The organism is Pseudokordiimonas caeni (genome assembly GCF_026719705.1).
In the GTDB taxonomy this organism is placed as follows: domain Bacteria; phylum Pseudomonadota; class Alphaproteobacteria; order Sphingomonadales; family Kordiimonadaceae; genus Gimibacter; species Gimibacter caeni.
Map to the genome: position 1 here is coordinate 213,204 of NZ_JAPPRR010000002.1, position 26,824 is coordinate 240,027.

Here is a 26,824-nt window from a genome sequence, read left to right on the forward strand (position 1 = left end):
GCCTATTTCTTCGCGATACACTCAAGCTCAACCTTCGCACCCATGGCGAGGCCATTGGCCCCAAAAGCGCTGCGGGCCGGCTTGTTGCCGGGGAAATAGGTGACATAGACCTTGTTGAAATCGGCCCATTCGCTGATGTCAGCGAGGAAAACGGTGCATTTCACCACCCGGTCCATGCCCACCCCGGCGCGGGCAAACGCTGCCTTGGTGTTTTCCATCGCCTGTTTCGCTTCGGCTGCCATGCCGCCTTCGACAAGCTTGCCGTCCTTGTCGCCGATCTGGCCCGAGGCAAAGACGAAGCCACCGGCTTCCACCGCTGCCGAGAAAGGCAGATTGGCGCTCGCCCCTTCCATACTATGGAAGACGATATCGTCGGCCGAGGCCGCAAAGGTGAAACCGACGCTCGCGATCAGGATTGCTGCAGCTTTCATGAAATCCTCCCCTTAGCCCGGCCAGTGCCGGATGACGCTCATATAATCGACCATATCGAAACCGGTGGCCTCGCACCAGTCCGAGCCGGGCCCTTCCCAGGCAACCTTCTTCCAGTCCACCTTGCCGGACCTTGAGAACTCGACCCCCTCGGCTTCGAGCGCGATGCGCTGGCGTTCGGACCCCGGCCGCGGGCTGATCCCGCCCGAGGCATTGATGATGCGCTGCCACGGCACATCTGTATCCGTCGGCAGCCCGTTCATGGCAAAGCCGACAATCCGCGGGGTGGAGCCGGGCACAAGCGTGGAGATCATCCCGTAGCTCGCGACCCGCCCCGGCGGGATCATCCGCACCAGATCATGGATCGCTGCGAACAGCCCCTCGCCCACCGGCATGTCAGACCTCCAGCGCCCGTTTCACCGCCGCTTCCACATGAAGCCCGGCGGTATCGAACATCGGGAAATCGGGCCGGTCGGCCTGCGCGATCAGGAGGCATATCTCGGTGCAGCCCATGATCAGGCCCTCGGCCCCTGCCGCCCGGTACTTGTCGGCGATTTCCAGATAGCGCGCCTTCGAGGCCGGGCTGATCTCGCCCTTGCACAGCTCATCGAAAATGATGCGGTCCACATCGCGGCGTTCGGCCTCGTCCGGCACCATGATCTCGAGCCCGAAATTGCGGGCATAATAGTCCCGCATATAGGAGGCCGACATCACAGGGTAAGTGCCAAGAAGCAAGATCCGTTTCAGTCCCGCCGCCCGGATCGCCGCGCCCGTCGGGTCCGCAATATGCAGGAAGGGGATGCTGATGTCCCGCGTGAAGCGCTCATACACCCGGTGGACGGTGTTGGACGCACAGATCAGGAAATCGGCCCCGGCGCGTTCGGCGGCCATCGCCTTTTCGGCGAGATAGTCGCCAAGGGCTTCCCAGCCTTCGTTCCTGATCCAGTATTCCACATTGCCGAAATTGACGCCGATGATGACGGTTTCGGCGATTTCCCGACCGCCGAGCCGGGCATTCACCGCCGCATTGATGGCGCGGTAATATTCGCTTGTCGCCTCGGCGCTCATACCACCAAGAAGGCCGATCTTCTTTTGCTTCAAGGGTCGCACGCGCCTACTCCTTCACCGGACGAACGAGGGAAGCCGCTTCCTTGGCGCGGACGCGGGCTTCCGTAACCGTTTCCCCGCGCGCCACCGCCACGCCCATCCGGCGGCGGGCGAAGCTTTCGGGCTTGCCGAAAAGCCGTACTTCGGTTTCCGGCACGCGGAGGGCTTCATCCAGCCCCTCAAACGCGATGCCCTGCTCTTCCATGCCGCCATAGATGACCGCACTCGCGCCCGGCGATGCCATCGCAGTATCCGTCGGCAGGCCCAAGAGGGCGCGGGCGTGTAATTCGAACTCGGACTGGTGCTGCGTCACCAGTGTCACAAGCCCCGTATCGTGCGGGCGCGGACTGACTTCCGAGAACCAGACCTGATCGCCCCTCACGAACAGTTCGACCCCGAAGATGCCAAGCCCGCCAAGGGAATCGGTCACCGCCTTGGCAATTTCACGAGCGCGGGCAAGGGCTGTCGGGCTCATCGCCTGCGGCTGCCAGCTTTCCACATAGTCGCCAGATTGCTGGTGATGGCCGATGGGATCACAGAAACTGGTTTCAATGAGCCCGCTTGCCCCCTTCGAGCGCACGGTGAGAAGAGTGATTTCAAACTCGAAATCGATGAACCCTTCCACAATCACCCGCGCGCCTTTCACGCGGCCCGCTGCTTCGGCATAGTCCCACGCCTTGTCCACATCGTCCGGGCCCTTGAGAAGGCTTTGGCCCTTGCCGGAGGAAGACATCACGGGCTTCACGAAGCAGGGGTAGCCGGTGCCCTTCTTGCCTTCGATGGCTTGGCGGATTTCGTCCGCCGAGGAGGCAAAGGCATAGGCGCTGGTCGGCAGGCCAAGCTCTTCGGCGGCCAACCGGCGGATGCCTTCACGGTTCATCGTCAGTTGCACGGCGCGCGCGGTCGGGATCACGGTCGCCGTACCTGCCGCCTCAATCTCGGCGAGCGCAGCGGTGGCAATCGCCTCGATCTCCGGCACTATATAGTGCGGCTTTTCTTGCTCGATCAGCCCCTTCAGCGCGTCGGCGTCGGTCATGTCAATGGCGTGCGCGCGGTGCGCGACCTGATGGCCCGGCGCCCCTTCGTAGCGGTCCACGGCGATCACCTCGACCCCGTAACGCTGCAGGGCGATGATGACTTCCTTGCCAAGCTCACCGGCGCCCAAAAGCATCACGCGGGTAGCGGTGGGTGAGTTGGGAGTGCCGATCTTCATGGCCGTTTCCTTCCCTGTTGGCGCGCCGTCAGCAATCGACGACCGTCGCCTCGATCGGCACGGTGACGGCAAGCCCGCCCCGCGCCGTTTCCTTATATTTGGATTTCATGTCGCGCCCGGTGAGGCGCATGGTGCGGATCACCTTGTCGAGGCTGACAAAATGGGTGCCGTCGCCTTTGAGCGCGAGGCGCGCCGCATTGATCGCCTTGATCGAGGCCATGGCATTGCGCTCGATGCACGGCACCTGCACAAGACCGCCGATGGGATCACACGTGAGGCCGAGATTATGTTCCATCGCGATCTCGGCCGCGTTTTCGACCTGCGCCGGCGTGCCGCCCATCACTTCGGCGAGGCCCGCCGCCGCCATCGAGCAGGCCGAGCCGACCTCGCCCTGACAGCCGACCTCGGCTCCGGAAATCGACGCATTTTCCTTGAAGAGCATGCCAACCGCCCCGGCAGTCAGCAGGAATTTCACCACGCCCGCGTCATTCGCGCCGGGCACGAAGCGGGTGTAATAATGGAGGACCGCAGGCACGATGCCTGCCGCGCCGTTCGTGGGCGCGGTGACCACACGACCCCCTGCGGCGTTTTCCTCGTTCACGGCGAGCGCATAAAGATTGACCCAGTCAAGGATCGTCAGAGGATCGGTGAGGGCGGCTTCCGCGCGGTTGGCGAGCTGCCGGTAAAGGCTCGCCGCCCGGCGTTTGATCTTCAACCCCGGCATGATGCCATCCGAGTTGCAGCCGCGCTTCACGCATTCCTGCATCACCGCCCAGATATTCAGAAGCTCCGCCCTGATCTGGTCGGCCGAGCGCATCACCTTTTCGTTCGCGAACATGATGTCGCTGATCGATTTCTCGGTCTTTTCGCAGTGGGCGAGAAGCTCAGCCCCCGACGAGAAGGGATAGGGCACTTTCACGGGCGGCGCCTTGAAGGCATCTTTCGCCGCTTCGGCTTCAGACACGATGAAGCCCCCACCGATGGAATAATAGATGACATTCGCAAGCTCGCTGCCGTCTGCGGCCTCTGCCGTGAAGCGCATACCGTTCGGATGGAAGGGCAGCCGCTCGCGCGGCAGCAGCACCAGATCGGTGCCTTCCTCGAAGGGGACCGGACGGCTGCCGTTCAGGCGGATGCTGGCGCCCCCGCGCACCTCGGCGATCATATCGGCCGCCTTGTCCACGTCCACGCTCGCCGGCTCCTCGCCCATCAGGCCAAGGATCACCGCGCCGTCCGACCCGTGGCCGCGACCGGTGGCCCCGAGCGAGCCATAAAGCTTCACCCGCACGCGCGACACCGAGCCAAGCTTCGCCGATTCTTCAAGGCCGTTCAGGAAGGCGCGGGCAGCCCGCATCGGCCCCACGGTATGCGAGCTGGAAGGCCCGATGCCGATAGAAAAAAGGTCAAGTACGCTCGTTGTCATAAGATGCCCACCCCGAAGTTTGGGCCCCTTATATAGCACACCTATTCCGAGGAGAAGCGATAGGACGAAATTCCGCGCGACCGTTCATCAAGGATCAGCGCACGCGTAAGCGGCGGATGGGCGCGCTGTGGGCAGTTTGGCCGCTCGCACAGGCGGCAGTCGGGGCCGACGGGTGTGGCGTCGATATTTTCGAGATCATGCCCCTTGGCATAGATCAGCTCCCGCGCATGGCCGATATCGCAGCCAAGGCCGATCGCCACCTGCTGGTCCGGCGCCCCGAAAATGGCCCCGACCCGCCGCACGGTGCGCGACACGGTGAAATAGGTCGTCCTGTCCGGCATCTCGATAATCTGGGTAACGATCCGGCCGGGCGTGGTGAAGGTGTCATGCACGCTCCACAAGGGGCACGTGCCGCCGAAGCGGGTGAAATGGAAGCGCCCGGCCGAATAGCGCTTCGACACGTTCCCGGCCTTGTCCACCCGCACGAGGAAGAAGGGGATGCCTCGCTCCCCCGGCTTTTGCAGCGTGGTCAGCCGGTGACAGACCTGCTCGAAACTGCAGCCATAGCGGCGGCCCAGATGCTCCACATCATATTTCAGTGCCCGCGCGTCCTTCAGGAACCGGCCATAAGGCATGATGAGGGCAGCGGCGAAATAGTTGGCAAGGCTGATGCGCAAGACCCGGTGGGCTTCATCCGTCTGGAAGGTCGGCACTTCCGACAGGCGCTGGATCAGGGGACGTTGTTCGAGAAGCGCCAGCTGGAACGCGATCTGGAACTGGCGGGCCGGCCGGTCCAGCAGTTCCGAAAGCTGCAGCTGCCGCCGGTGGAAATCGAAATGCCGGAGCGTTTCGGGCATCACCTCGTGCGGCATGATCCGCACGCGCACGCCGTGCTCTTCATCCAGTCGGGCGGAGAGCAGAAGGAACGGATCGTCGCGGTCGAGCCCGAGCTCGGTATGGAGCGATTCGGCAGCTTCATCGAGCTCGGGGAAATAGTTGCGCCGGTCGTGCAGCCAGTCGCGCACTTCATCCACCGGCACCACGGTTTCAGTCGCCGTCCCCGTGCGATCCACCACCTGATTCGAAAGATCGCTTGCCGCCTGCCGTGCTTGCCGCAGCGCACTGTAAAGTAGATTGAAGGCCTCGATCCCTTTCGGGGCGGCGTCGGCCATGTCCTGCATGTCCCCGCGCGTCAGGCCAAGCGGCTTGAACATCGGATCGGCCATTATTTCAGTGAGGTCGGCAAAGGCTCGCGCCTCGTCGGTGCCGGCGAACGTGGCCAGTTCCACATCGTAAACTTCAGCGAGCCGCAAGAGGAACTGCGCCGAAACCGGCCGCTGGTTGCGCTCCACAAGGTTAAGGTAACTCGTTGAAAAACCAAGGGCTGCTGACATCTGCGCCTGGCTGAGGCCAAGCTCGCGCCGGAGCCGCCGGATGCGGGGCCCTGCGAAAATCTTTTTCTGGGCAGCTTCGGCCATGCCCCTGCTCCTTCAAATCACACCCGGAATGTTACACATACAAAATTTACATATCAACTTTTTTACATAAACAAACACATACAAACAGACACTTTTTGTAACATTTCGCAATTGCACAAGAAATATCAGGTGGGATACTGGTCCTGTCACAGCAACATTGTTGCCGACACATTCGTTACGATTGAAGAAAGGGACAGGAACATGACGGCTTCGACGCTCCAGAAAAGCGCTCCGCTCAGCCTTACGATCACCGGCAAAGCCGATGAGCGCACGGCGCGTGTGCTGACGGCGGACGCAGTCGCCTTCATTGCAGACCTTGAGGCCCGTTTCGGCGCGCGCCGCGCCCGGCTCATTGAAGCCCGCACCGAGCGCCAGAAGCGTTTCGACGCCGGCGAGCTGCCGGATTTCCTGCCCGAGACCGCCGACATCCGCAACAAGCCCTGGACCATCCTCGGCACGCCGGCTGACCTGAAGGACCGCCGCGTCGAAATCACCGGGCCGGTTGACCGCAAGATGATGATCAACGCCTTCAATTCTGGTGCCAATGTCTTCATGGCGGATTTCGAGGATGCCTCGGCCCCGACCTGGGACAATATGATCGACGGCCAGATCAACCTCATGGATTATGCCGACGGCAAGCTGACGTTCGATGATCCGTCGAACGGCAAATCCTATGCCCTCGGCGAAAAGACTGCCGTTCTGAAGGTTCGTCCGCGCGGCCTGCATATGCTGGAAGCCCATGCCGAACTCGACGGCCAGCCGATCTCGGCCAGCTTCTTCGATTTCGGCCTTTATGCCTTCCATTCGGCGGCCAAGCTGCTGGCCCGCGGCACGGGCGCCTATTTCTACCTGCCGAAGCTCGAGAGCCACAAGGAGGCCGCGCTCTGGGACGAGGTCTTCGCCTATACCGAAGCCGCCCTTGGCATTCCGCACGGCAGCCTTAAGGCGACGATCCTGATCGAGACCCTGCCGGCTGCCTTCGAGATGGACGAGATCCTCCATGCCATGAAGGATCATATCGTCGGCCTCAACTGCGGCCGCTGGGACTATATCTTCAGCTACATCAAACGCATCGGCAAAAACCCGGCCTATCTGCTGCCGGACCGCGCCGAGGTGACGATGGGCCAGGCCTTCCTGCGTGCCTATTCACTTCTCCTGATCAAGACCTGCCACAAGCGCGGCGCCCATGCGATGGGCGGCATGGCAGCCCAGATCCCGGTGAAGAATGATGAGGCCGCCAACGAGGCTGCCTTCAACAAGGTCCGCGCCGACAAGGAACGCGAAGCCGCCAACGGCCATGACGGCACATGGGTGGCGCACCCGGCGCTCGTGCCCGTGGCGCTTGAGGTCTTCAACAAGCTGATGCCGCAAGCCAACCAGATCATCCGCAAGCGCGAGGATGTAACGATCACCGCTGCGGATCTTCTGGAGCCGCATCAGGGCAAGGCGACCGAGAAGGGCCTGCGCGAGAATATCCGCGTCGGCGTCCAGTACATCGAAGCCTGGCTGCAGGGTAAGGGCGCAGTGCCGCTTTATAACCTGATGGAAGACGCCGCCACGGCCGAGATCAGCCGTACCCAGATCTGGCAGCAGCTTTATCACGGCGCCAAGCTCGATGACGGCCGCACCGTCGACCGCGCCCTCGTCCAGTCGCTTTATGACAGCGAGATGGCGGGCCTCCGGGAAGCGCTTGGCGCCGAGACCCTTGAAAAAGGCCGCTTCGCTGAAGCGGGCAAACTGTTCCTCGATCTCGTCTTCGCGGACGAGCTCGCCGAATTCCTGACAACCCCGGCCTACGGCCTCATCCAATAACCGACAACCAGTTCCCCGAACGGAGTAAGTAAAATGACCAAGGAAACCTTCGAATCCTACCTGGGCGTTGAAAAAGACCGCTACAAATATATCGAGCGCAACTACACGCTTGAAGACGTGAAGCGTCTCAGCGGCTCGGTGCAGGTCCAGCACACGCTCGCTGACCGTGGTGCGCGCAAGCTGTGGGATCTCCTCAACACCGAAGACTATGTCCACAGCCTCGGCGCCATGACCGGGAACCAGGCCATGCAGATGGTTCGCGCCGGCCTGAAGGCCATCTATCTGTCGGGCTGGCAAGTTGCTGCCGACAGCAACACCGCCAGCGCCATGTATCCGGACCAGTCGCTCTATCCGGCGAATGCTGCTCCTGAGCTTTGCCGTCGCATCAACCGCACCCTGCAGCGTGCCGACCAGATCGAGCATGCCGAGGGCGGCACGAAGCGCGACTGGTTCGCCCCCATCGTGGCCGACGCCGAAGCCGGTTTCGGCGGCAAGCTGAACGCGTTCGAGATCATGAAAGCCTTCATCGAAGCCGGCGCCTCGGGCGTTCACTTCGAAGACCAACTGGCAGCCGAAAAGAAATGCGGCCACCTCGGCGGCAAGGTGCTGATCCCGACACAAGCGCACGAGCAGAACCTGCAGGCCGCGCGTCTCGCTGCCGACATCTGCGGTGTGCCCTCGATCATCATCGCCCGTACGGACGCTGAATCGGCCAAGCTCATCACCTCGGACGTCGACGAGCGCGACCATGCCTTCATCCTGAAGGACAAGGGCCGCACCTCGGAAGGCTTCTTCCACCTTGATGCCGGCGTCGATCATTGCATCGCCCGCGGCCTGGCGTTCGCCAAGCATGCTGACCTCTTGTGGTGGGAAACCTCGACCCCGAACCTCGACGACGCGAAGAAATTCGCCGAAGCGATCCAGAAGGCCTATCCGGGCAAGATGATGGCTTACAACTGCTCGCCGTCGTTCAACTGGGAAGCCAAGCTGGACAAGGACACGATTGCCAAGTTCCAGCGTGAGCTCGGCGCCATGGGCTACAAGTACCAGTTCGTGACGCTCGCCGGTTTCCACAGCCTCAACTACGGCATGTTCGAACTGGCTTCGGGCTACCGCGACCGCGGCATGGCTGCCTATTCGGAACTGCAGCAGGCCGAGTTTGCTTCGGAAAAAGACGGCTACACCGCCACGCGCCACCAGCGCGAGGTCGGCACCGGCTACTTCGACGAAGTGGCACAAGCCATCACCAAGGGTCAGGCGTCGACCACCGCCATGGGCGAATCGACCGAGACCGCACAGTTCGTGGCTGCCGAGTAACAGCCACCCCCGCCTGTTTCGCTCTTATCCATGGCGGAACAGGCGGCAAATGAATAGCCGGCCTTGTCCCTTGGGAGGGGAGGCGGGGTCGGCGCCCACTTGTCCCTCACATCCTGACAAGGCCCCCTTGAAAGGATGTACTCACGGGGGCCGGTTCCTTAGAGACCGGCCCTCTTTTTCTTTGCCCCGCTTGCGCTTGCCGGACCCTGTCCCTATCTGCTAGAGGCCCGCCAAGCCCCAGAAAGGAAAACAGGGACAATCATGACCGACAAGCCTGCCGCCCCAACCGCCTCCATGAAGCCGCTGCGCCCCCTGCCGATGCTGATTTTCAGCTCCCGCTGGCTCCAGCTCCCGCTTTATATCGGCCTCATCGCGGCGCAGTGTGTGTATGTCTTCCTTTTCCTCAAGGAACTGGTCCATCTCGTCAGCCACGCCACCACCTTTTCCGAGCAGCAGATCATGCTTGTGGTGCTGGGCCTCATTGACGTGGTGATGATTTCGAACCTTCTCGTCATGGTCATCGTCGGCGGCTATGAAACCTTTGTCTCGCGCCTCGGCCTGCAGGGGCACCCCGACCAGCCGGAATGGCTGAGCCATGTGAATGCGGGCGTGCTGAAGGTGAAGCTCGCGATGGCCATCATCGGCATTTCCTCGATCCATCTTCTGCGCACCTTCATCGAAGCCTCGTCGATCGGGCTCGACAATGCCCGCATCACCGGCGAGGCTGTGATGTGGCAGACGATCATTCACAGCGTTTTCATCCTGTCCGCCGTCGGAATCGCCTATGTGGACCGCATGACCCAGGTGAAGCCACGCTGATACCCTGCGGCAACCTGCCGCGCGCCATCCTGCCGCATTGCACGATCTACCCTCGCGTGGGACACTGATCCGGTATCCAGGGAACAAACCTTCAGCCAGGGAGGGTAGTCCATGCCGGATTTCCTCAGCGCCGAGATACTTGCGCGCGCGCAGTTTGCCTTTACCGTTTCGTTTCATATCGTCTTCCCCGCCTTCTCGATCGGCCTTGCTTCCTATCTCGCGGTGCTTGAGGCGCTGTGGCTGAAGACAGGGGACGAGGCCTATCTCACCACCTTTCGCTACTGGCTGAAAATCTTTGCCGTCGCCTTCGGGATGGGGGTCGTGTCGGGCATTGTGATGAGCTACCAGTTCGGCACGAACTGGTCGGTTTACGCCGACAAGACGGGGCCGGTGCTCGGGCCGCTTCTGGGCTACGAGGTCCTCTCGGCCTTCTTCCTCGAGGCCGGGTTCCTTGGCATCATGCTCTTCGGGCTCGAACGCGTCGGCAAGAAGCTGCATTTCATGGCCACCCTGATGGTTGCCGTCGGCACGCTTTTCTCGGCCTTCTGGATTCTCAGCGTGAACAGCTGGATGCAGACCCCGGCGGGCTACGGCATCAACGAGGCCGGCCAGTTCATCGTCGAGGACTGGTGGGAAGTCGTCTTCAATCCCTCCTTCCCCTACCGGCTCGTCCATATGACGCTCGCCGCCTACCTCACCACCGCCTTCGTGGTTGGCGGGGTGGGGGCGTGGCACCTCCTCAAGGACCGCAGCAACCGCCCGGCGCGCATCATGTTCTCGATGGCCATGTGGATGGCGCTCATTGTGGCGCCCATCCAGGTGATCGCGGGTGACATGCACGGGCTGAACACACTCGAGCACCAGCCAGCCAAGGTGGCCGCGATGGAAGGCCACTGGGAAACCGGCAGCCGGGTGCCGCTTCTGCTGTTCGCGGTGCCGGACAATGAGGCCGAGACCAACCATTTCGAGATCGGCGTGCCGGCACTCGCCAGCATCATCCTGAAGCATGATCCAGACGGCGTGATTCGGGGCCTGAAAGACTGGCCGAAGGAAGACCGCCCGCCCGTCTTCATCGTCTTCTGGTCGTTCCGCATCATGGTAGCCATCGGCTTCCTGATGGTCGGGATCGGCCTCTGGAGCCTGATCGCGCGGGCCCGCGGCCGGCTTTATGAAAGCCCGCTCCTGAACAAGGCCGCTGTCCTGATGGCGCCGTCGGGCTTCATCGCCGTGCTGGCCGGCTGGGTCGTCACCGAAGTCGGCCGCCAGCCCTACACGGTGTACGGCCTGTTGCGCACCGCTGATTCGCTTTCACCCGTGGAAGCCCCCGCCGTCGCCACGTCGCTCGCCATCTTTGCGGTTGTTTATTTCATCGTGTTCGGCACGGGTGTTGTCTACATCCTGCGCCAGATGGCGGAACGGCCCGGCGCGCCCGAGCACGCTCCGGAAGGCCCAACGCGGGCCGCCGCCTACACTACCGACTATGTGAAGCTCGCCGAAGGAGGCCGCCATGATTGACCTGCCGCTTCTCTGGGCGCTCCTCATCGCCGCCTCGATCCTCATCTATGTGATCCTTGATGGCTTCGATCTTGGCATCGGCATCCTTTTCCCCTTTTTGGAAACGGACGAGGACCGCGACACCGCCATGAACAGCGTGGCCCCCGTGTGGGACGGCAACGAGACATGGCTGGTGCTTGGGGGCGGCGGGCTTTTCGCCACCTTCCCGCTTGCCTATTCGGTGCTGATGCCGGCCCTTTATGTGCCGGTTCTCCTGATGCTCCTCGGCCTCATTTTCCGGGGCGTGGCGTTCGAGTTCCGCTGGAAAAGCCGCGGCCACCGCAAGGCGTGGGACCATTCCTTCACCATCGGCTCGATGGTTGCCGCCTTCTGCCAGGGCATCGCGCTTGGCGCCTTTGTGCAGGGGATCGAGGTCGACGGCCGCGCCTATGCCGGCGGCTGGTGGGACTGGCTGACCCCCTTCAGCCTCTTGACCGGCCTTGCCCTCGTCATCGGCTATGCGCTTCTCGGCGCCACCTGGCTTGTCATGAAAACCGAAGGCCGGCTGGGGCTCAAAGCCGTGCGCTATGCCCGTGTCACGATGATCGGCACGGTGATGTTCATCGCGCTCATCAGCCTCGCGACCCTGTCGCTCGATCCTCGTTTCATGGAAATATGGACGGCATGGCCCGCCATCCTTTATGTGGCGCCGGTGCCCTTTGCGGTGGCCTTGCTCGCCTTCTATCTCTGGCGGTCGCTCGGCCGGGCGATGGATCACCGGCCGTTTCTGGCCACCATCGGGCTTTTCGTCCTGTCCTTCGTCGGGCTCGGCATCAGCCTCTTCCCGTATGTCGTGCCGCTGAATATCACCATCTGGGATGCCGCCGCGCCCGACAAAAGCCTCGGCTTCCTGATGGTCGGCACCGCCTTCCTCCTGCCCCTTATCCTTGGCTATACGGGCTATGCCTACTGGGTGTTCCGGGGCAAGATGAAGCCCGGGGAAGGATATCACTGATGGCCGGCGAAAACGGCAACGAGCAAGGCCCGCTCGGCAAACGGCTCCTGTGGTTTGCTGGGCTCTGGCTCGCCAGCGTCACCGCCCTCGCCGTCGTCGCCTACGGGATCAGGGCGGTGCTGCTTTAGCCCTTGAGCCGCGCCTTGATGGACGCGCGGGAAGCTGCAAGTACGGCTTCCCGCTCCGCCCCGTCGCTGATCGACCGGGCCATGGAAAGCGCGCCCACGAGCTCCGACAGGATCGACCGGGCCGCGAGGGCAGCATCCTTGCGGCCCATTTTTTCGAGGGCCACCGCAATCTTCGCTGAAAGGCGGGTATAACCCGCCGCGAAACTTTCCTTCGCAGCCACATCCAGCCGTGCCACATCGGCCGAAAGGGCGGGCAGCGGGCAGCCCTGTTCATGGTTCGCCACATGGACCTCGCTCAGGTAGCGGTCAACGAAAAGCGTCAGCCCCTCCTCGGGTTCGTGGCCTTCAAGGCTGCGTTCCAGAAGGTGGGAGCGCAGGTCGAACATGGTGCTGATCGCAGCCGCCACCAGATCGTCTTTCGAGGCGAAATGGGCATAGAAGCCACCGACCGTCAGCCCGGCGCTCGCCATGATGCTTTTGATCCCCACATTTTCGGGGCCATGCTCGCGGATCTGCTGCGCGGCTTCCTTGAGGATGGCCTGCCGGGTGCGTTCCTTGTGATCCTTGTCGTAGCGCATCGTTTGCTCCTTTCCTGACTATCTAGTCGGTCCTGCGCCCGTCATCAATGCTCGGCAACCGGGGCCTTCGCCGCCGGCCGGTGCGACCCCGAGAAGGGCACCATCAGAAGGGCAAGGAAGAACATTACCCCCATCACCGCGAAAATCTCGTTGAAAGCAAGGGTCGCGGCCTCGCGCTGGACCAGTTGCCCGAGCACGCCGGTGGCCATCTGCCCGGCAATCGCCGGGTCATTCACAATGGCGGCCGCATGCGCGGTGAGCGCGGCAGCAGCTTCACCCGCCGCTGCCGCATTCTGGCCGTTCAGCCCCAGCGCCTCGCCGATCTTCATGGCCTCGATCTTCGTGAAATCATTCAGCCATGTCGTCGTCACCGCGATGCCGATGGCGCCGCCCAGGTTACGCATCAGGTTGAAAAGCCCCGAGGCATGGCGAAGCTCGGCGCCTGCAAAACCGTCGAGCGCCATATTCACGCTCGGCACGATACAGAGCATGATCGAAAGCCCGCGCATCAGCTGCGGCACCAGAAGTTCGGCAAAGCCCCATTCGCTGGTCATGCTGCTTGTCAGTTCCATGCTGAAGGCAAAAAGGACGAGGCCAACCGTGATGATAATGCGCCGGTCGATATGATTGATCAGCCGGGCCGCCAGAATGGTGCTGATCACCTGCGAAATGCCGACCACGAAAACCGTGGTGCCGATTTCAAGGCTGTCAAACCCGCGGATACGGCCAAGATACAGGGGCACCAGATAGATCGAAGCATAAAGTCCAAAGCCGATCACCAGATTGAACACGCAGGCGAAGGCGAAACTGTAGCTTCTGAAGGGCGACAGCTGCACAAGCGGGCTTTTCGAGAAAAAGGCCCGTTCGATGAAGAAGGAGAATCCCACAATCGCGAGCCACGCGCCGATGGCGATGGTCGTATCGTTGAACCAGTCGTTCTTCGGACCTTCCTCCAGCACATATTCGAGCCCCGCCAGAAACAGGATCATGGCGACGAGATGCATATAATCGATGCGTTTCAGCATGCCGATATCCGGTCGGTCGATCCGCAGGAGCATCACCACCGCGATGGTGACGGCAAGGCCCGGCAGGACATTCACAAAGAATATCCAGCGCCAGTCGGCCAGTTCGGTGATCAGCCCGCCCACCGTAGGGCCAAGCGCCGGCGCAAGCACGGATACGATGCCAAGGATGGCCGGGATCATTGCCCGCTCGGTCCCCGTGAATAGCGTGAAGCCGGTTGCGAACACGGTCGGAATCATGGCGCCGCCCGTGAAGCCCTGCAGGGCGCGAAAGGCGATCATCGATTCGATATTCCAGGCAAACCCGCAAAGGATGCTTGAGAGGGTGAAGAGCGCTGCCGACACCCCGAACAGCCAGCGGGTGGACAAGGCCTGCGCCAGAAAGGCGGAGAAGGGAATCATCACGAGCTCCGCCATCAGATAGGAGGTCTGCACCCAGCTGATCTCGTCAGGGCCGGCAAGCAGCCCTGCCTGAATGTCGTTAACGGACGCTGCGACAATCTGGATATCCAGAAGCGCCATGAACTGGCCAAAGGCCATCACCCCGAAAATCAGGAATTTCCGTGACTTGGCCATCGTGGCCGGATCGTCAAGCTGGGCCGCTGTCGTGACCCGGGAGGCGGTTTCGAAGGGCATCTGAATTTTCCCTCTTGTTAAATTACGATAATAATATTATATGCATCATATAACAAATGCAAGCCCGACAGCAAAAGGACGAAGCATCATGAGCGAGACGACAGAAATTCCGGCAGACGCGCCCGCCCCGAAGAAATCCCGGCGCGGCCTGCTCGCCGCCCTTGCCATGGCAGGCACTGCGCTCGCCGGTGCCGCCTGGATCGCCCTGCCCGGCGCCTATGAGGCTACTGACGACGCTTATGTGGAGGTGGATGCCAGCCTGATCGCGCCGCGGGTGCGCGGCTTCATCTCGAAAGTACTGGTCGAGGAAAACCGGCCCGTAAAGGCTGGCGACCCCCTGTTTGAAATCGACCCCGAAGAGTTCGAAGCCCGCCTTGCTGACGCCCGCGCCAATGTTGGCGATGCCATCGCGGTCGAAGCCGCAGCGCAGGCGGCACTTGCGAGCCTTGACGCCGAAGAGCAGCTCGCTGGCGCCGAAGTAATTGCCACCCGCACCGCCGTCAGGGCCACCGAAGCCGAGTTTGACCGGGCCAATGCCGAGCATGGCCGCTATGCCAAACTGGTCGCCGCCGGCTGGGCCTCTCACAGCCGCATGGACAGCGCCACCGCCGAAGCCGTGACCGCCGAACAGAATGTCGCGAAGGCCAAGGCACTTCTGGGTGTTGCGCGCGAAAAGGTCCGCGTGGTGCAAACGAAGCGTGCGAGCCTTGAAGCAGCGCTGGCCAAGGCGCAGGCGCAAGTGAAGAAGGCCGAAGCCGCCGTCGATCTCGCCCGGCAGGATCTGGATCACACCGTGATCTATGCCCCCGCTGACGGCGTTGCCGCCAACCGTCACGGCAATATCGGCGATTATGTGCAACCGGGCTCCCGGCTCCTCACCGTCGTGCCGGTCAGGGAAAGCTATGTCACCGCCTATTTCAAGGAAACCCAGATCGAGCGGATGAAGCCCGGACAGAAGGTGGAAATCGAAATCGACGCCCTGAGCGGCACCCCCATCGAAGGCTATGTCGACAGCCTCGCGCCGGGCTCAGGCTCGCAGTTCGCGCTGCTGCCGTTCGAGCCGGGCTCGGGCAATTTCACCAAGATTGTCCAGCGCATCCCGGTGCGTATCCGCTTTGCATCCGCCGAGACAATAGACAGCCGCAATATCCGCCCCGGCCTTTCGGCCAATGTTGAAGTTCATGTTGCCAAGTAAACCCTGAACCCCGAACCGGACCAACCTCCCCAAACCAGAAAATGGAGACAGCGAAATGACCCGTCAAACATCCCTCATCACCGGTGCCTCGTCCGGCATCGGCAAGACCTACGCAGAACGCCTTGCCCGCCGCGGCGAAGACCTGATCCTGGTGGCCCGTAACAAGGAACGCCTCGAGGCACTCGCCGCTGAACTGACCGCCGAGACCGGTGTTTCGGTATCGGTGGTCGTGGCCGACCTCACCCGCACCGACGATGTGAAAAAGGTGGCGGACCTGTTGCTTGCCGACGCCAGCATCACCACGCTTGTGAACAATGCCGGTATCGCCGGCGGCGGCCCCGTCCATGCGGCCAACCCCGACCAGCTCGACACCCTTGTCGACCTGAACATCAAGGCGCTGACCCGCCTTTCGGCTGCAGCCGCCCGCGCCTTCGCCGCCCGTGGCCATGGCCGGATCATCAATATCGGGTCGGTCACCGCTTTCATGCAGGAAGTATTCGAGCCCACTTATCTCGCTACCAAATCCTATGTCCTGTCCTTTACGCAGGCGCTGCAGGTGGAGCTGAAAGACAAGGGCGTGACCGTCCAGGCCGTTCTGCCGGGTGTGACCCGTACCGAAATCTGGGAACGTGCCGGCCACGATCTGGCTGACATCCCGGCCCATATGGTGATGGAAGTTGGCGACATGGTCGATGCGTCGCTTGCCGGACTTGACGCGGGCGAGATCGTCACCATCCCGTCGCTGCCGGACCCCGCTGATTTCGAAGCTTACGAGACCGCCCGCCGCGCCCTGCAGCCCAATCTTTCACATATGAAACCCGCACCGCGCTACGGACTTTGACCTGACCCACCCGACGTTCCAAGTACCCGGTTCCGAGTATCTGCGGCCGCCTCCCCTTCTGCATTGGCCGCAGTCTTCCCTGGGTGGGCCTGTGGCCAGGTGAACGGGGCAGCACATATCCGTGCTGCCCCGTTTGCGTTTCTATCACTCGATTGCCACAGCAATCTTGCCAACAGCCGCGCCATTCAGCATCGCTTCATGGGCCAATGCCACCGTATCAAGCGTGTAGAGATGCGGATCGAGACGGGGAAGCAGCTTGCCGGTCTCGACAAGGGCCGCGACCCGCCTAAGGATTTCGCCGTGCGCCGACCCGCCTTCGCCAGTCAGCAGAGGAGCCAACGTGAACACGCCGGAATAGGTGGCCGCCTTGAACGAAAGGGGTGCCAGCGCATGGCTTCCCCAACCGAGGCTGCTTGCGACATGGCCGAACTTTTTGACGGCCTTGAAGGCGTCGTCAAGGATAGCGCCACCGCCCGTGTCATAAACAAGGTCAAACCCTGCCCCGCCGGTCAGCCGGGCGACATATTCGTCAACTGTTTCAGCGGCATAATCGATCGGCGTGGCGCCGATGCTACGCAGATAATGGGTCTTGTTGGCACCGGCGGTGGCATAGACATCGGCACTGAAAGCGCGGCCAATCTGGACGGCCATATGACCGACCCCGCCGGCGCCGCCTTGTACAAGGAGCGTCTGTCCGGCCTGCACTTTCATGCGGTCCACCAGCCCTTCCCAGGCCGTGATGGCAACAAGCGGCATCACGGCAGCTTCACGCATGGTCAGGTTGGCCGGCTTCAGGGCCAGAAGCCGGGCATCCGCGGCTACATACTCGGCGAGCGTTCCCTGATGGCCGCCAACGCCGCCCACCATGCCGTAAACCTCGTCTCCGGGCCGGAAGGCGGTTACACCTGCGCCAACGGCTTCAACAACGCCCGCCATATCAAGGCCAAGGATCGCCGGCAGCGGTTGACGAGCATGGGCCGCAGCAGCGGCACGGATCTTGGCGTCCAGCGGATTGATTCCGCTTGCCTTGATGCGCACCAGCACTTGACCGGGGCCGGCAACAGGGCGCGGGATATCCAAAAGGCGGAAAGGCCCGTCCTGCGTCTCGACAAGGGCGGCTTTCATGGTTTGTATTCTGGCAGTCATGGCATTCACTCCTTCAGCAGTGTTTCGAATGCATGAAGGGTGCGCTCTATATTGATGCATGAAAATTATATAGACTGCATGAAAATCATGCATAAATGCATGACATGCCGTGGAGCACATCATGGACTGGAGCGATCTTCCCATTTTTCTGGCCATCGCGCGCGAAGGCACACTCGGCGCGGCGGCCCGCAAGGTGGGACAAACCCAGCCGACGATGGGTCGGCGCCTCCGCGCGCTGGAGGAAGCCACCGGCGCGACACTCTTTCAGCGCACAAAAGACGGCTTCGTGCTCACCGACGAGGGCGAAACGCTTTATGCCCACGCGGTCAGGATGGAGGAAGAGGCCTACGCCCTTCGCCGCGAACTCTCAGCCAGTGATGGCGGGCTGGACGGAATGCTACGGCTATCCTGTTCGGACTGGTTCGGCGTCAGCCTTCTTTCCCCGGTGATTGCCGATTACAAGCGACAGCACCCGAACGTCGTTGTGGAACTGCTGACCGATCCGCGGCTCTACAGCCTGTCCCGGCGTGAGGCTGACCTTGTGATGCGGATCACCCCCTTCGACGAGCCCGAAGTGATCTCCCGCCGCCTGATGAGCATAAGCTATGGCGTTTATGCAACTCCCGGCCGCTGGCAGGTGGTAACCGCAGGCGATGGCACTGGCTGCCCGCTTGTGGTGATGGACACAGCCTTTGGGGGAATGCCGGATGTTGCCTGGATCGAACGTATGCTGCCGAACGCAACAATCGCCGCCCGCAGCAACAACAGGGAGGTGCAGGCCCGCCTCTGCGCGCTTGGCACCGGCATTGCCGTGTTGCCACGCCCGCTTGGCGACGTGACACCGGGCATTGAGTTGCTCGATCTCGGCGAAGCGCCGCCCTCCCGTGATACCTGGATCGGCTATCACCGGGACCTGAAGCGCCTGCCGAGATTGCGGGCCATGGTCGACCTGATCGTCAGCCAGTTGGCCTAGCCAGCCGCCCTCAGACCATCGGGTCCCATTCAGGGCGCAGGTCGTGCGGGTCATTCATGCGGCCATTGGCGCGGGCAAGGCTGTGGATGGCCTTCATCTCTTCTGCCGTCAGTTCGAAATCATAGATAGCAAGGTTTTCAGCGGCGCGGCTTTCGCTCACGGTTTTCGACAGCGTGATCACGTCATCCTGTTGCACCAGCCAGCGCAGCGCCACCTGGGCTGCCGACTTGCCGTGGCGCGCGCCGATCTCCTTGAGGAGCGGATCCTTCACCACCGTGCCATCGGCCATGCCATAATAGGAGGTCACGGACGAACCGATGCCGCGTGCCGCCGCAATCACCCGAGTCTGGTCCAGATAGGGATGATATTCCACCTGGTTGGTCACAAGGGGTGCGTTCGACATCGCATGGGCTTCCCTCAGTAGCGCCGCGTTATAATTGCTGACGCCGATATGGCGCACCTTGCCGGCCTTCGCGACTTCGTTGAGAGAGCCGATCTGGTCGGCCATCGGCACTTCATCGATCTTCGGCCAGTGCAGTAGCAGGAGGTCGACATAATCCGTCTTCAGCTTGGCCAGGCTTTCATCCACCGAGCGGAGAAAATCGTCGTGCCGGAAATTGGTGACCCATACCTTGGTCGTGAGGAAGATGTCGCCGCGCGGCACGCCGGACGAGGCGATCGCCTCGCCGGTTTCGGTCTCGTTGCGGTATATCTGCGCCGTATCGATATGCCGGTACCCGAGCGACAACACATGCGGCACGATGCGCAGCACATCGGGGCCCGGAATCCGGTAGGTGCCAAACCCGAGCGCCGGGATCGCCGCGCCGTTAGCGTTAACAATTTTCATCGTACCGATCTCCCATCACGTGTCTTCAGGCATGCTTCCCGCTTACCCCTTCCCGGCCATGTTTGTCGACCACTATCCCGTCCCTTGGGGAACCACAAGAAAACGTCGGGCAGTGCAACCACCACCCGACGTTTCTGCTGGCTGACAAGTGAATGTCAGAGGAACATGCCGCCCGAGGCTTCGATGCGCTGGCCGGTGATCCAGTTATTGTCGTCGGACAGGAGCGAAGCGACCATCGGGCCGATATCGCCCGGCAGGCCGACCCGGCCAAGTGCCGTGATCGAGGCGATCTGCTGGTTGAGATCGGCATTGTCGCGCACCGCGCCACCGCCAAAGTCGGTCTCGATAGCACCGGGGGCCACCGTGTTGACGGCGATGCCGCGCGGTCCCAGTTCCTTTGCGAGATAACGGGTCAGCACCTCGATGGCGCCCTTCATGGCGGCATAGGCCGCATAGCCCGGCATGCTGAACCGCGCGAGGCCCGACGAGATATTGATGATCCGGCCGCCGTCGACGATCAGCGGCAGCAGGGTCTGCGTCAGGAAGAAGGTGCCCTTGAAATGGGTGTTCGCGAGCTGGTCGAACGCCTCCTCGGTCGTTTCTGCAAAAGACGCATGATGACCGGCACCGGCATTATTGACGAGATAGTCGAACTGGCCGGTATCCCAGTTGGCCTTGAGGGCCTCCTTCACGCTGGCTGCGAAACCCTTGAAGCTCGACGTATCGCCCACATCCAGCTGCAGCGCGACCGCCTTGCGACCGAGGGCCTCGATAGCGCGCACGGCACTGTCGGCTTCGGCTTTGTTCGAATGATAGGTGAAGATGACGTCGGTGCCTTTGGCGGCCAGGTTCACCGCTGTGTTGCGGCCAAGCCCGCGGCTGCCGCCGGTGATGAGGGCGATACGCTGGGCGCGGACGGGGAATTCTTTCTTGTTCATGTCGCTGTCTCCTGTTGGGGGCTGTTGTCGAGGGTGACTATGCCCCGCCCTGAAAGGCGTCGCATGCCCGATACCGGAAATTTCTTGCCTGATCCTGCAAACCATATTGTTAGGCAGGCTAATTGGCCGTAAATTTATGCTTGAAAGGAAACCGTCATGTTCGCAGCCCTCAGAGAAGCCGCCGAAGCCTTCACCGCCCCCCACCAGCCGGAAGACGGGTTGATCGCCACGCCGCTCGCTGACCTTGTGTTCATGAAATGCGGGGTGCAAACACTGCCGCGCCACGTGCTGTACAAGCCCGCCCTTTGCGTGATCCTGAGCGGCGCCAAGGAAGTGACCCTGTCGGACCGCAGCCTTGAATATTCGGAAGGCAAGATGCTGGTTGTGGGGATCGACCTGCCGGCGCGCAGCGGCATCACCAAGGCGCCCTATCTTGGCATGGCGCTGGAGCTGGACGCCGGCATCATGCGCGAAGTGATGACCCAGATCGAGATGAAAGAGGCACCCCTCACCGAAGGCGGCCTTGGCATCCTTGTCAATCAGCTGGGCGACCCGGTGGCGGATTGCCTTGCCCGGCTCATTCGGCTGTTCGAGCGGCCCGAAGCCGTGCCGGTCCTCTATCCGTCGCTTGCCCGCGAGCTTTATTACTGGCTGCTGACCGGCCCCGGTGCCGATGAAATCCGCCGACTGGTGCTGACGACCGGCCACACCCAGCGTATCGCCAAGGCGATCCATGCCCTGAAAAGCAATTATGACCAGCCGATCCGCATCCAGGATCTGGCGGATACCGCCTGCATGAGCGCATCATCCTTCCATCAGCATTTCAAGGCGCTGACCTCGATGACGCCGCTGCAGTTCCAGAAGCAGTTAAGGCTTCTCGAAGCCCGCCGCCTGATGACGTGCGAAGCCGCCAACGTCACGCATGCCGCCTTCAAGGTCGGCTACGAGAGCACGTCGCAGTTCAGCCGGGAATATACCCGCCATTTCGGCATTTCGCCGAAACAGGATGCGATGGCAGTGCGGGAAGGGTTGGCGCAGCCGTCAGATGCAGCTGCGCACGCGGGCGGGCGGGCCGCCTGAGGCCTAGCCGACGAAGGCGCGTTCGACGACAAATTCGCCGGGCGAAGCGTTCGAGCCTTCTTCAAGGCCGGCGGCTTCCATCAGCGCCTTGGTGTCTTTCAGCATGTCCATCGAGCCGCAGATCATCGCGCGGTCAATCGCCGGGTCAAGCTGCGGCAGGCCGAGTTCCTTATAAAGGTCACCCGACTGGATGAAGCTCGTAATGCGGCCCATGCGCGGATAGGTCTCGCGGGTCACGCTGTCGAAATAGAAAAGCCGGCCTTCGACCATCTCGCCGAGATATTCGTGCTCCTGCAGTTCGCGGACAAGGGTCTTGCCATAGTCAAGCTCGGCCACTTCGCGGCAGGTATGGGTCACGATCACCTTCTCGAACTTCTCATAGGTTTCGGGGTCGCGAATGACGCTCGCGAACGGGGCGAAACCGGTACCGGTGGAGAAGAGATAGAGGTTACGGCCGGGTTTCAGCGCATCCATGACGAGCGTGCCCACGGGCTTGCGCCCCAGAAGCACGGTATCGCCCGGCTGGATCTTCTGCAGGCGCGAGGTCAGCGGGCCATCAGGCACCTTGATCGAGAAGAATTCCATCTCCTCGTCCCAGTTGGGGCTGGCGATCGAATAGGCGCGCATCAGCGGCTTGGCATTCTCGCCCTCGCCAGCGAGCCCGAGCATGACGAATTCGCCGGACCGGAAGCGGAAGCCCTGCGGCCGGGTGATCCGGAAGGAGAAAAGGAAATCCGTCCAGTGGGTCACGGACAGAACCGTCTCCTCGGTCGGGGCCGAGCTCGAGCGTGCTTTAAGGTCGACATTCAAATTCATCGGGCGTCTCCGAACAACGTGAACTGACTGCCCGTGTTTATTGCAATTGATAATAACTCTCAACAATAAAGATCAGGCTGATGGTGGAGGTAACGGATATAGGGGGGACATGGCAAGCCCTTGGCGGGATGTTTATACTTAATGGGCCAGATAGATTGGATTACCAACCAGAACAAGGCGTCCTTCAGCATCCCGCACATTGGCCCTGACCCATGTGGTATCAGGCCCCAAAACATGGTCCATGCTCAGCGTGTGAAGGTCATTTTTATCAATAGATGCGGATTTCGTTTCGGTCCCGTTTTCAATAATCTGGATGCGGCCACCGCTTGCTGATTTCACCGTCACGGAAAGCGTCACCGACGGTGTGAAAGGGGCCACCTCACCCATCACAAACGTGTGCCCGCCCACCTGCAGGGCGAGATCGAGAATGGAATCCGCCATGCCGGAAGCGTCCACAAACACCCGCCCCTTGCGGATGCCACCGAGAATCGCGGCAGCATCCCTGCCCTTTGCATGCACTACCGTTGTCGGCATGGCGATGGCGCCGGGGCTGCCGGGTGCGATATCGGGGTCGTGATTATCGCTGCCGCCGATCGCGGTCATCCGGTGGCCCTCATTGAGCCGCGCCTCCCAGAAGAGGATACCCGAGCGGGGATGTTCGACCATGCCCCCGGTGTGGCGGAGCGTGCCGCCATTGATCACCTCGATGGCATCGACCTTCGAAAAGTCGGTATCTTTCGCGACCCAGCCGCAACCCATGCAATCCTCACCGCTTGGCAGCCCCGGATGGTTGAGCGACACAAGACCACCCGCCTTGTGTGCGGCATCGATCAGCGCTTTGATGCGCTCGCCCCCGTTCGTAAGCTTGAAATCAAGCGGTGCGAATGTGCCGAACACATTCATATGGCCGTAAAAAGTGGTGATCTCGCGCGCTGGCAACAGGGTCAGTGTGTCGTAGTAGCCGCCAAGGTCGCGCAGCGCACGCGCATGCGACGCGGTATTGTGTTCGCTGAGGGCGAAGAAATCGAGGCCCGCTGCGGTTGCCGCCTCGAAGGTGCGGAAGACCGGGCACGGCACACGCTTGCCCGCCTTGCTGGCGCACGATCCGTCGCTGTGGCCCGAATGGCTGTGCAGGTCGCCCCTGTACCAGCCGGCAGCGCCGCTATCGTCACGTACCGAGAAGGCGAGGCCCGCATCCGCAGCACCGTAAATATCGACCCGCGCTTCATAAGCCGAGGACACCCCGCCGCGGATGTTCGGCACACCCAGAAGCAGCGCCCAGCGCCCGGCTTTGACGGGGGCAGCGAAATAGGAGGGCGTCGCGTCCGTCGCCGCAACCGTGAAGCTCGCCTTGTTGCCGCCGCTCCACCCCACAAGGCCATCGGGGCCGACAAGGCCAAGGTCGATGGTGGTGCGATCCTCGCGGCCAGAATAGCTGAAACTGACGGTGAGCCGTTCGGCACCCGCTGGCACCTCGAACGGCAGCTCGACATAGGATTGATGATCTTCCCCCGTGATGCTGCCCTTGAGATCAAGCGACTGCAGCAATCCATCCACCGCCCGCACTGGCAGGCTGCAGGCAAGGATCATGAAGAGGGTGCGGCATAGGATATGGATCATCATCGGGTTTCCTCATGTCGAAAAGGAGGTGTGCCGCCCGCAGCAGCACACCCATGAGTGCAGGGAACCTAGAACTTGTAGGCGACCGAAACCCGGAAGGTGCGGCCAAGGAGTGGCCGGCCGAGATAGAATTCAGCGCCCGGATTGCCGCCGATGAACTCACCCGCGCGCGGGTTGCCCTCGGTGAGGCCCAGCGAGTTCGTGAGGTTCGTCGCCTGTGCATAGACGCTGAAGCCATCGGCCACATCAAAGCGCAGGTTGGCGTCAATAGTGGTGTAGGCCGCCAGTTCCACCGTGTTCGCCACATCGGCATAGCGTTTCGAGAAGTGGCTGATATCCATCTGCGCCCGCACGCGGCCATCCATCAGGTTGATACCTGGCGACAGACGCACCATCATTTCCGGCACGCGGATGAGCTGCTGGCCGCTGAAGGAGCGGGGCACCAGTTCGCCGTTCACCACTTCCTCGAAATCGAATTTTGAATATTCGGGCTTCTGGAAGGTGGCGCTGAAGCCGAGATCGAACCATTCAACCGGCATGATGATGCCTTCTGCCTCGATGCCGTAGGTTTCGGTGTCGGCAAAGCCGAACTGCTGAATGAATTCGTTTTTAACGCTGTCAAACACGTTCGTCGTGAACTGCAGGCCGTCGAACACCGAATAGAAGCCGGTCAGATACAGGTCGAACTTCTCGTCGGTCCATTTAAGGCCAACCTCGGCCATCTTGGTGCCTTCCACAACCACGCCTTCGCGGTTCGGGTTGCCGGTATAGGTGGAACCGTTCGGCAGGCGGAAGCTGTCTGTATAGCGGGCAAAGGCGCCCACCGCGTCGCTGAACTGATAGTTGACGCCCGCCGTCCAGGCCCAGCCGTCGAAGGCCTTGTCGACATCGGTGTAAACGCCGGTGCCGGTGAAGATGGCATCATCCGCAAGCGTGGTGGCGTCGCCCAGATTGACCGTCGTTTCGTTTTCCACGGAACCGTCGATCTGGATCTTCTCGTAGCGGGCGCCAAGATCGATCCTGAGCTTGTCATTCACCTGCCATTCGTCCGACGCGTAGAAGGCGTAGGTCTGCTGGTGCATGCGGTTATTGTCGTACAGCGAACCATGGCGCAGGAAGCCGTTCTCGGTGACGCTGCCAACCACATCGCCCGTATCATTCACCGCCACGATATCAAGCCGGCGGGCCTGATCGCGCACTTCGAGAAGCGACGTGCTCATATAGCGGTCGAAGCGGAAGTTCACGTCGGCAAGATAGGCACCGAGCGAGATATTGTGGGTTTGCGTACCCATCTCGAACGCGCGCGACAGGCGGATGTCGTCGATCACTTCTTCCAAAGGCACGCTGACCGACAGGAGGTTGCCGCCCACCACAAGGCCATTGCCATTTTGGTTTGCCACATCGAAAGACGCGTTCGGGTCACTGGCATAGCGATATTCCACATCAGTCGCACCAGCGAAGGAGGCAAGGGCCGCACCGCGCACTGCATTCAGCTGGTCGCTGGCCTTCGTCACATTACCCGTGGGGAAAAGACCGTTCCGGAGCGTTTTGGAATCGCGGTAGCGGAAGCCGTTCTTCAGCTGCCAGTCGTCCATCACCTCAAGTTCAAGGTTGGCGGTAATCTGCGTCAGCTTGGTGTGGCTGCCCTTGGTGAGATCGAAGAAATAGGGCTCATAGACATTGCGCAGCATGACGTTTGCGTTGTCGGGCCCGGCGAGCGTGCCATAATTCGGGTCAAACCCCGGAATACCCGCCACATTGCCGTCTGCGTCGTAGGTCAGCGGCACCGGCAGGTAGAAGGCGACTGTGTCATCCAGATGCTTGATATTCAGGTCGAAGCGACCCTTTTCAAAGTCGCGGCCGACGGCGAAGCGAAACTGGCCGCCTTCGTTGGCGCGAAAGCCGGGATCGCGCACACCATCGCTGACGCGGAAGAAACCACCAGCCGACATGTACCAGCCGTTGCCGATCGGGGCGCCATAGTAAAGATCGACGCGCTGGTGGTTATAGTCGCCGACCTCGACCTTGACGACGCCTTCGGCTTCGTCGACAGGGCGGCGGGTAATGAAGTTGACGATACCGCCCGGGGCGTTCGAGGAAAAAATCGGCGCCGGGCCGCCACGCACCACTTCCACCCGTTCGATGGTTTCATCGAAACGGAACGACTGGTCGGCGTTCAGATAGCCTAGGCCGCCATCGTGCTGCAGGGCGACACCGTCTTCCTGCAGAGAAACGGACGAATAGCCGTCGCGCGGGATACCGCGCACACGGATGTTGTTGCTGGCCTCGCCGCCCGATGCCTCGACCCAGAAACCAGGCACCGACTTCAGCATGTCAGCGGTGCTGAGGGGGCCGGTCTCGCGAAGCTGCTCGCCGCCAAGCGTCGTCATCGCATAGCTCGTTTCCACCTTGCGGAGGCCGCCGACGCCGGCGCGGCCGGTGACGACAATTTCCTCAAACGCGAGGCCTCCACCGGATATGGCAGCCGGCATGCCGTCAACGCGGCTGTCGGCCGCTGTGCGCGGGCGGGCTTTACCGGCGCGGAGCACGAAGCCGCCGCCGACTTTCTCAAACGTCAGGCCGCTGCCGGCGAGTAGGGCTTCGAATGCCTCGACCGTCGTGAACTCACCTTTCACGGCGGGGGCCGTTTTGGCTTTCACGAGGGCGGGGTTCACCAGCACCTGCACATCGGCCTGCCGCGAAAAGGCACGGATCGCCTGATCAAGCGGCTGGGCATTGATATCAACCGTGATGGTGCGTTCAAAAACTGCGGTTTCCTCGGCCGCCTGAAGGGCGTAGGCCGGGCTGAAGCTCAGCGCGAGCGCGCTTGTGAGCAGGAGGTTGAGGGTAATTTTTCGCATTTTCGTCTCCGTGGGGTTTTACGTGCTGGGCGCCAC

Annotated in this window: 24 protein-coding genes; 10 read left to right on the forward strand and 14 right to left on the reverse strand. The window is 61.8% G+C overall.

What is annotated here, in order from left to right; translation table 11 throughout:
* Window positions 1-2: 2 nt before the first annotated feature.
* Genes OU694_RS09690 through OU694_RS09715 form a run of 6 tightly spaced genes read right to left on the reverse strand, consistent with a single transcriptional unit; the run spans window position 3 to window position 5,650 of the window.
* Window positions 3-431, reverse strand: a complete 429-nt coding sequence (locus OU694_RS09690; RefSeq protein WP_308910799.1) for a RidA family protein — start codon at window positions 429-431, stop codon at window positions 3-5.
* A gap of 12 nt (window positions 432-443) precedes the next feature.
* On the reverse strand, window positions 444-824 hold the full coding sequence (locus OU694_RS09695; protein ID WP_308910800.1) for an MGMT family protein: 381 nt from the start codon (window positions 822-824) through the stop codon (window positions 444-446).
* 1 nt (window position 825) lies between these two features.
* On the reverse strand, window positions 826-1,539 hold the full coding sequence (locus OU694_RS09700) for an aspartate/glutamate racemase family protein (protein ID WP_308910801.1): 714 nt from the start codon (window positions 1,537-1,539) through the stop codon (window positions 826-828).
* A gap of 4 nt (window positions 1,540-1,543) precedes the next feature.
* Complete coding sequence (purT, locus tag OU694_RS09705; protein ID WP_308910802.1) at window positions 1,544-2,749, reverse strand: formate-dependent phosphoribosylglycinamide formyltransferase; 1,206 nt, start codon at window positions 2,747-2,749, stop codon at window positions 1,544-1,546.
* 28 nt (window positions 2,750-2,777) lie between these two features.
* Entirely contained in the window at window positions 2,778-4,172 is a 1,395-nt protein-coding gene (locus OU694_RS09710) for an L-serine ammonia-lyase (protein WP_308910803.1), read from the reverse strand.
* 41 nt (window positions 4,173-4,213) lie between these two features.
* A complete protein-coding gene (locus OU694_RS09715; protein WP_308910804.1) occupies window positions 4,214-5,650 on the reverse strand; it encodes a helix-turn-helix domain-containing protein in 1,437 nt (478 codons plus the stop codon).
* Between the two features lie 201 nt (window positions 5,651-5,851).
* Between OU694_RS09715 and aceB the strand changes: the two genes are divergently transcribed.
* From aceB to OU694_RS09745, 6 genes are all read left to right on the forward strand, one after another.
* The gene (aceB, locus tag OU694_RS09720; RefSeq protein WP_308910805.1) at window positions 5,852-7,462 is read left to right on the forward strand and encodes a malate synthase A; all 1,611 of its coding nucleotides are present in this window, start codon (window positions 5,852-5,854) and stop codon (window positions 7,460-7,462) included.
* Window positions 7,463-7,495: 33 nt separating this feature from the next.
* Window positions 7,496-8,779 (forward strand): isocitrate lyase, encoded by a 1,284-nt coding sequence (aceA, locus tag OU694_RS09725; RefSeq protein WP_308910806.1) that lies wholly within the window; start codon window positions 7,496-7,498, stop codon window positions 8,777-8,779.
* A gap of 261 nt (window positions 8,780-9,040) precedes the next feature.
* Complete coding sequence (locus OU694_RS09730) at window positions 9,041-9,598, forward strand: TIGR00645 family protein (RefSeq protein WP_308910807.1); 558 nt, start codon at window positions 9,041-9,043, stop codon at window positions 9,596-9,598.
* Between the two features lie 111 nt (window positions 9,599-9,709).
* Window positions 9,710-11,113, forward strand: a complete 1,404-nt coding sequence (locus OU694_RS09735) for a cytochrome ubiquinol oxidase subunit I (RefSeq protein WP_308910808.1) — start codon at window positions 9,710-9,712, stop codon at window positions 11,111-11,113.
* Window positions 11,106-12,107, forward strand: coding sequence for a cytochrome d ubiquinol oxidase subunit II (gene cydB, locus OU694_RS09740; protein WP_308910809.1), 1,002 nt, complete (start codon window positions 11,106-11,108; stop codon window positions 12,105-12,107). The genes OU694_RS09735 and cydB overlap by 8 nt, the downstream gene beginning before the upstream one ends.
* Window positions 12,107-12,235, forward strand: a complete 129-nt coding sequence (locus OU694_RS09745; RefSeq protein ID WP_308910810.1) for a DUF2474 family protein — start codon at window positions 12,107-12,109, stop codon at window positions 12,233-12,235. The genes cydB and OU694_RS09745 overlap by 1 nt, the downstream gene beginning before the upstream one ends.
* On the opposite strand, the gene OU694_RS09750 is transcribed toward OU694_RS09745, so the two are convergent.
* Complete coding sequence (locus OU694_RS09750; protein WP_308910811.1) at window positions 12,232-12,813, reverse strand: TetR/AcrR family transcriptional regulator; 582 nt, start codon at window positions 12,811-12,813, stop codon at window positions 12,232-12,234. The two genes, OU694_RS09745 and OU694_RS09750, sit on opposite strands and share 4 nt — an antisense overlap.
* A gap of 44 nt (window positions 12,814-12,857) precedes the next feature.
* Entirely contained in the window at window positions 12,858-14,471 is a 1,614-nt protein-coding gene (locus OU694_RS09755; RefSeq protein WP_308910812.1) for a DHA2 family efflux MFS transporter permease subunit, read from the reverse strand.
* A gap of 88 nt (window positions 14,472-14,559) precedes the next feature.
* Here OU694_RS09755 and OU694_RS09760 point away from each other — a divergent pair, with 88 nt between their 5' ends.
* Window positions 14,560-15,666, forward strand: a complete 1,107-nt coding sequence (locus OU694_RS09760) for an HlyD family secretion protein (RefSeq protein WP_308910813.1) — start codon at window positions 14,560-14,562, stop codon at window positions 15,664-15,666.
* Window positions 15,667-15,721: 55 nt separating this feature from the next.
* A complete protein-coding gene (locus tag OU694_RS09765; RefSeq protein ID WP_308910814.1) occupies window positions 15,722-16,507 on the forward strand; it encodes an SDR family NAD(P)-dependent oxidoreductase in 786 nt (261 codons plus the stop codon).
* A 144-nt stretch (window positions 16,508-16,651) separates the two neighbouring features.
* On the opposite strand, the gene OU694_RS09770 is transcribed toward OU694_RS09765, so the two are convergent.
* Window positions 16,652-17,641 carry a zinc-dependent alcohol dehydrogenase family protein gene (locus OU694_RS09770; protein ID WP_373460351.1) on the reverse strand — a complete coding sequence of 330 codons (990 nt, stop codon included), beginning with the start codon at window positions 17,639-17,641 and terminating at the stop codon, window positions 16,652-16,654.
* A gap of 133 nt (window positions 17,642-17,774) precedes the next feature.
* Between OU694_RS09770 and OU694_RS09775 the strand changes: the two genes are divergently transcribed.
* The gene (locus OU694_RS09775) at window positions 17,775-18,626 is read left to right on the forward strand and encodes a LysR family transcriptional regulator (RefSeq protein ID WP_308910816.1); all 852 of its coding nucleotides are present in this window, start codon (window positions 17,775-17,777) and stop codon (window positions 18,624-18,626) included.
* A gap of 10 nt (window positions 18,627-18,636) precedes the next feature.
* Here the strand turns inward: OU694_RS09775 and OU694_RS09780 are convergent, their stop codons facing one another.
* Both OU694_RS09780 and OU694_RS09785 read right to left on the reverse strand, forming a co-directional pair.
* Window positions 18,637-19,473, reverse strand: a complete 837-nt coding sequence (locus OU694_RS09780) for an aldo/keto reductase (protein WP_308910817.1) — start codon at window positions 19,471-19,473, stop codon at window positions 18,637-18,639.
* Between the two features lie 155 nt (window positions 19,474-19,628).
* A complete protein-coding gene (locus tag OU694_RS09785) occupies window positions 19,629-20,411 on the reverse strand; it encodes an SDR family NAD(P)-dependent oxidoreductase (RefSeq protein ID WP_308910818.1) in 783 nt (260 codons plus the stop codon).
* Window positions 20,412-20,567: 156 nt separating this feature from the next.
* Between OU694_RS09785 and OU694_RS09790 the strand changes: the two genes are divergently transcribed.
* Entirely contained in the window at window positions 20,568-21,491 is a 924-nt protein-coding gene (locus OU694_RS09790) for an AraC family transcriptional regulator (RefSeq protein WP_308910819.1), read from the forward strand.
* 3 nt (window positions 21,492-21,494) lie between these two features.
* On the opposite strand, the gene OU694_RS09795 is transcribed toward OU694_RS09790, so the two are convergent.
* The 3 genes from OU694_RS09795 to OU694_RS09805 all read right to left on the reverse strand — a co-directional run bounded on the left by OU694_RS09795 (window position 21,495) and on the right by OU694_RS09805 (window position 26,788).
* Window positions 21,495-22,307: a ferredoxin--NADP reductase gene (locus tag OU694_RS09795; RefSeq protein ID WP_308910820.1), complete on the reverse strand. Its 813-nt coding sequence runs from the start codon at window positions 22,305-22,307 to the stop codon at window positions 21,495-21,497.
* A 138-nt stretch (window positions 22,308-22,445) separates the two neighbouring features.
* The gene (locus OU694_RS09800; protein WP_308910821.1) at window positions 22,446-23,930 is read right to left on the reverse strand and encodes a CehA/McbA family metallohydrolase; all 1,485 of its coding nucleotides are present in this window, start codon (window positions 23,928-23,930) and stop codon (window positions 22,446-22,448) included.
* Window positions 23,931-23,995: 65 nt separating this feature from the next.
* Window positions 23,996-26,788 (reverse strand): TonB-dependent receptor, encoded by a 2,793-nt coding sequence (locus OU694_RS09805; protein ID WP_308910822.1) that lies wholly within the window; start codon window positions 26,786-26,788, stop codon window positions 23,996-23,998.
* Window positions 26,789-26,824 lie beyond the last annotated feature (36 nt).

Bases quoted from the DNA above. Each gene is read 5' to 3' on its own strand.
- OU694_RS09690 (WP_308910799.1), bottom strand. From the start codon at position 431: ATGAAAGCTGCAGCAATCCTGATCGCGAGCGTCGGTTTCACCTTTGCG.
- OU694_RS09695 (WP_308910800.1), bottom strand. From the start codon at position 824: ATGCCGGTGGGCGAGGGGCTGTTCGCAGCGATCCATGATCTGGTGCGG.
- purT (WP_308910802.1), bottom strand. From the start codon at position 2,749: ATGAAGATCGGCACTCCCAACTCACCCACCGCTACCCGCGTGATGCTT.
- OU694_RS09710 (WP_308910803.1), bottom strand. From the start codon at position 4,172: ATGACAACGAGCGTACTTGACCTTTTTTCTATCGGCATCGGGCCTTCC.
- OU694_RS09715 (WP_308910804.1), bottom strand. From the start codon at position 5,650: ATGGCCGAAGCTGCCCAGAAAAAGATTTTCGCAGGGCCCCGCATCCGG.
- aceB (WP_308910805.1), top strand. From the start codon at position 5,852: ATGACGGCTTCGACGCTCCAGAAAAGCGCTCCGCTCAGCCTTACGATC.
- aceA (WP_308910806.1), top strand. From the start codon at position 7,496: ATGACCAAGGAAACCTTCGAATCCTACCTGGGCGTTGAAAAAGACCGC.
- OU694_RS09730 (WP_308910807.1), top strand. From the start codon at position 9,041: ATGACCGACAAGCCTGCCGCCCCAACCGCCTCCATGAAGCCGCTGCGC.
- OU694_RS09735 (WP_308910808.1), top strand. From the start codon at position 9,710: ATGCCGGATTTCCTCAGCGCCGAGATACTTGCGCGCGCGCAGTTTGCC.
- cydB (WP_308910809.1), top strand. From the start codon at position 11,106: ATGATTGACCTGCCGCTTCTCTGGGCGCTCCTCATCGCCGCCTCGATC.
- OU694_RS09745 (WP_308910810.1), top strand. From the start codon at position 12,107: ATGGCCGGCGAAAACGGCAACGAGCAAGGCCCGCTCGGCAAACGGCTC.
- OU694_RS09750 (WP_308910811.1), bottom strand. From the start codon at position 12,813: ATGCGCTACGACAAGGATCACAAGGAACGCACCCGGCAGGCCATCCTC.
- OU694_RS09755 (WP_308910812.1), bottom strand. From the start codon at position 14,471: ATGCCCTTCGAAACCGCCTCCCGGGTCACGACAGCGGCCCAGCTTGAC.
- OU694_RS09760 (WP_308910813.1), top strand. From the start codon at position 14,560: ATGAGCGAGACGACAGAAATTCCGGCAGACGCGCCCGCCCCGAAGAAA.
- OU694_RS09765 (WP_308910814.1), top strand. From the start codon at position 15,722: ATGACCCGTCAAACATCCCTCATCACCGGTGCCTCGTCCGGCATCGGC.
- OU694_RS09775 (WP_308910816.1), top strand. From the start codon at position 17,775: ATGGACTGGAGCGATCTTCCCATTTTTCTGGCCATCGCGCGCGAAGGC.
- OU694_RS09780 (WP_308910817.1), bottom strand. From the start codon at position 19,473: ATGAAAATTGTTAACGCTAACGGCGCGGCGATCCCGGCGCTCGGGTTT.
- OU694_RS09785 (WP_308910818.1), bottom strand. From the start codon at position 20,411: ATGAACAAGAAAGAATTCCCCGTCCGCGCCCAGCGTATCGCCCTCATC.
- OU694_RS09790 (WP_308910819.1), top strand. From the start codon at position 20,568: ATGTTCGCAGCCCTCAGAGAAGCCGCCGAAGCCTTCACCGCCCCCCAC.
- OU694_RS09795 (WP_308910820.1), bottom strand. From the start codon at position 22,307: ATGAATTTGAATGTCGACCTTAAAGCACGCTCGAGCTCGGCCCCGACC.
- OU694_RS09800 (WP_308910821.1), bottom strand. From the start codon at position 23,930: ATGATGATCCATATCCTATGCCGCACCCTCTTCATGATCCTTGCCTGC.
- OU694_RS09805 (WP_308910822.1), bottom strand. From the start codon at position 26,788: ATGCGAAAAATTACCCTCAACCTCCTGCTCACAAGCGCGCTCGCGCTG.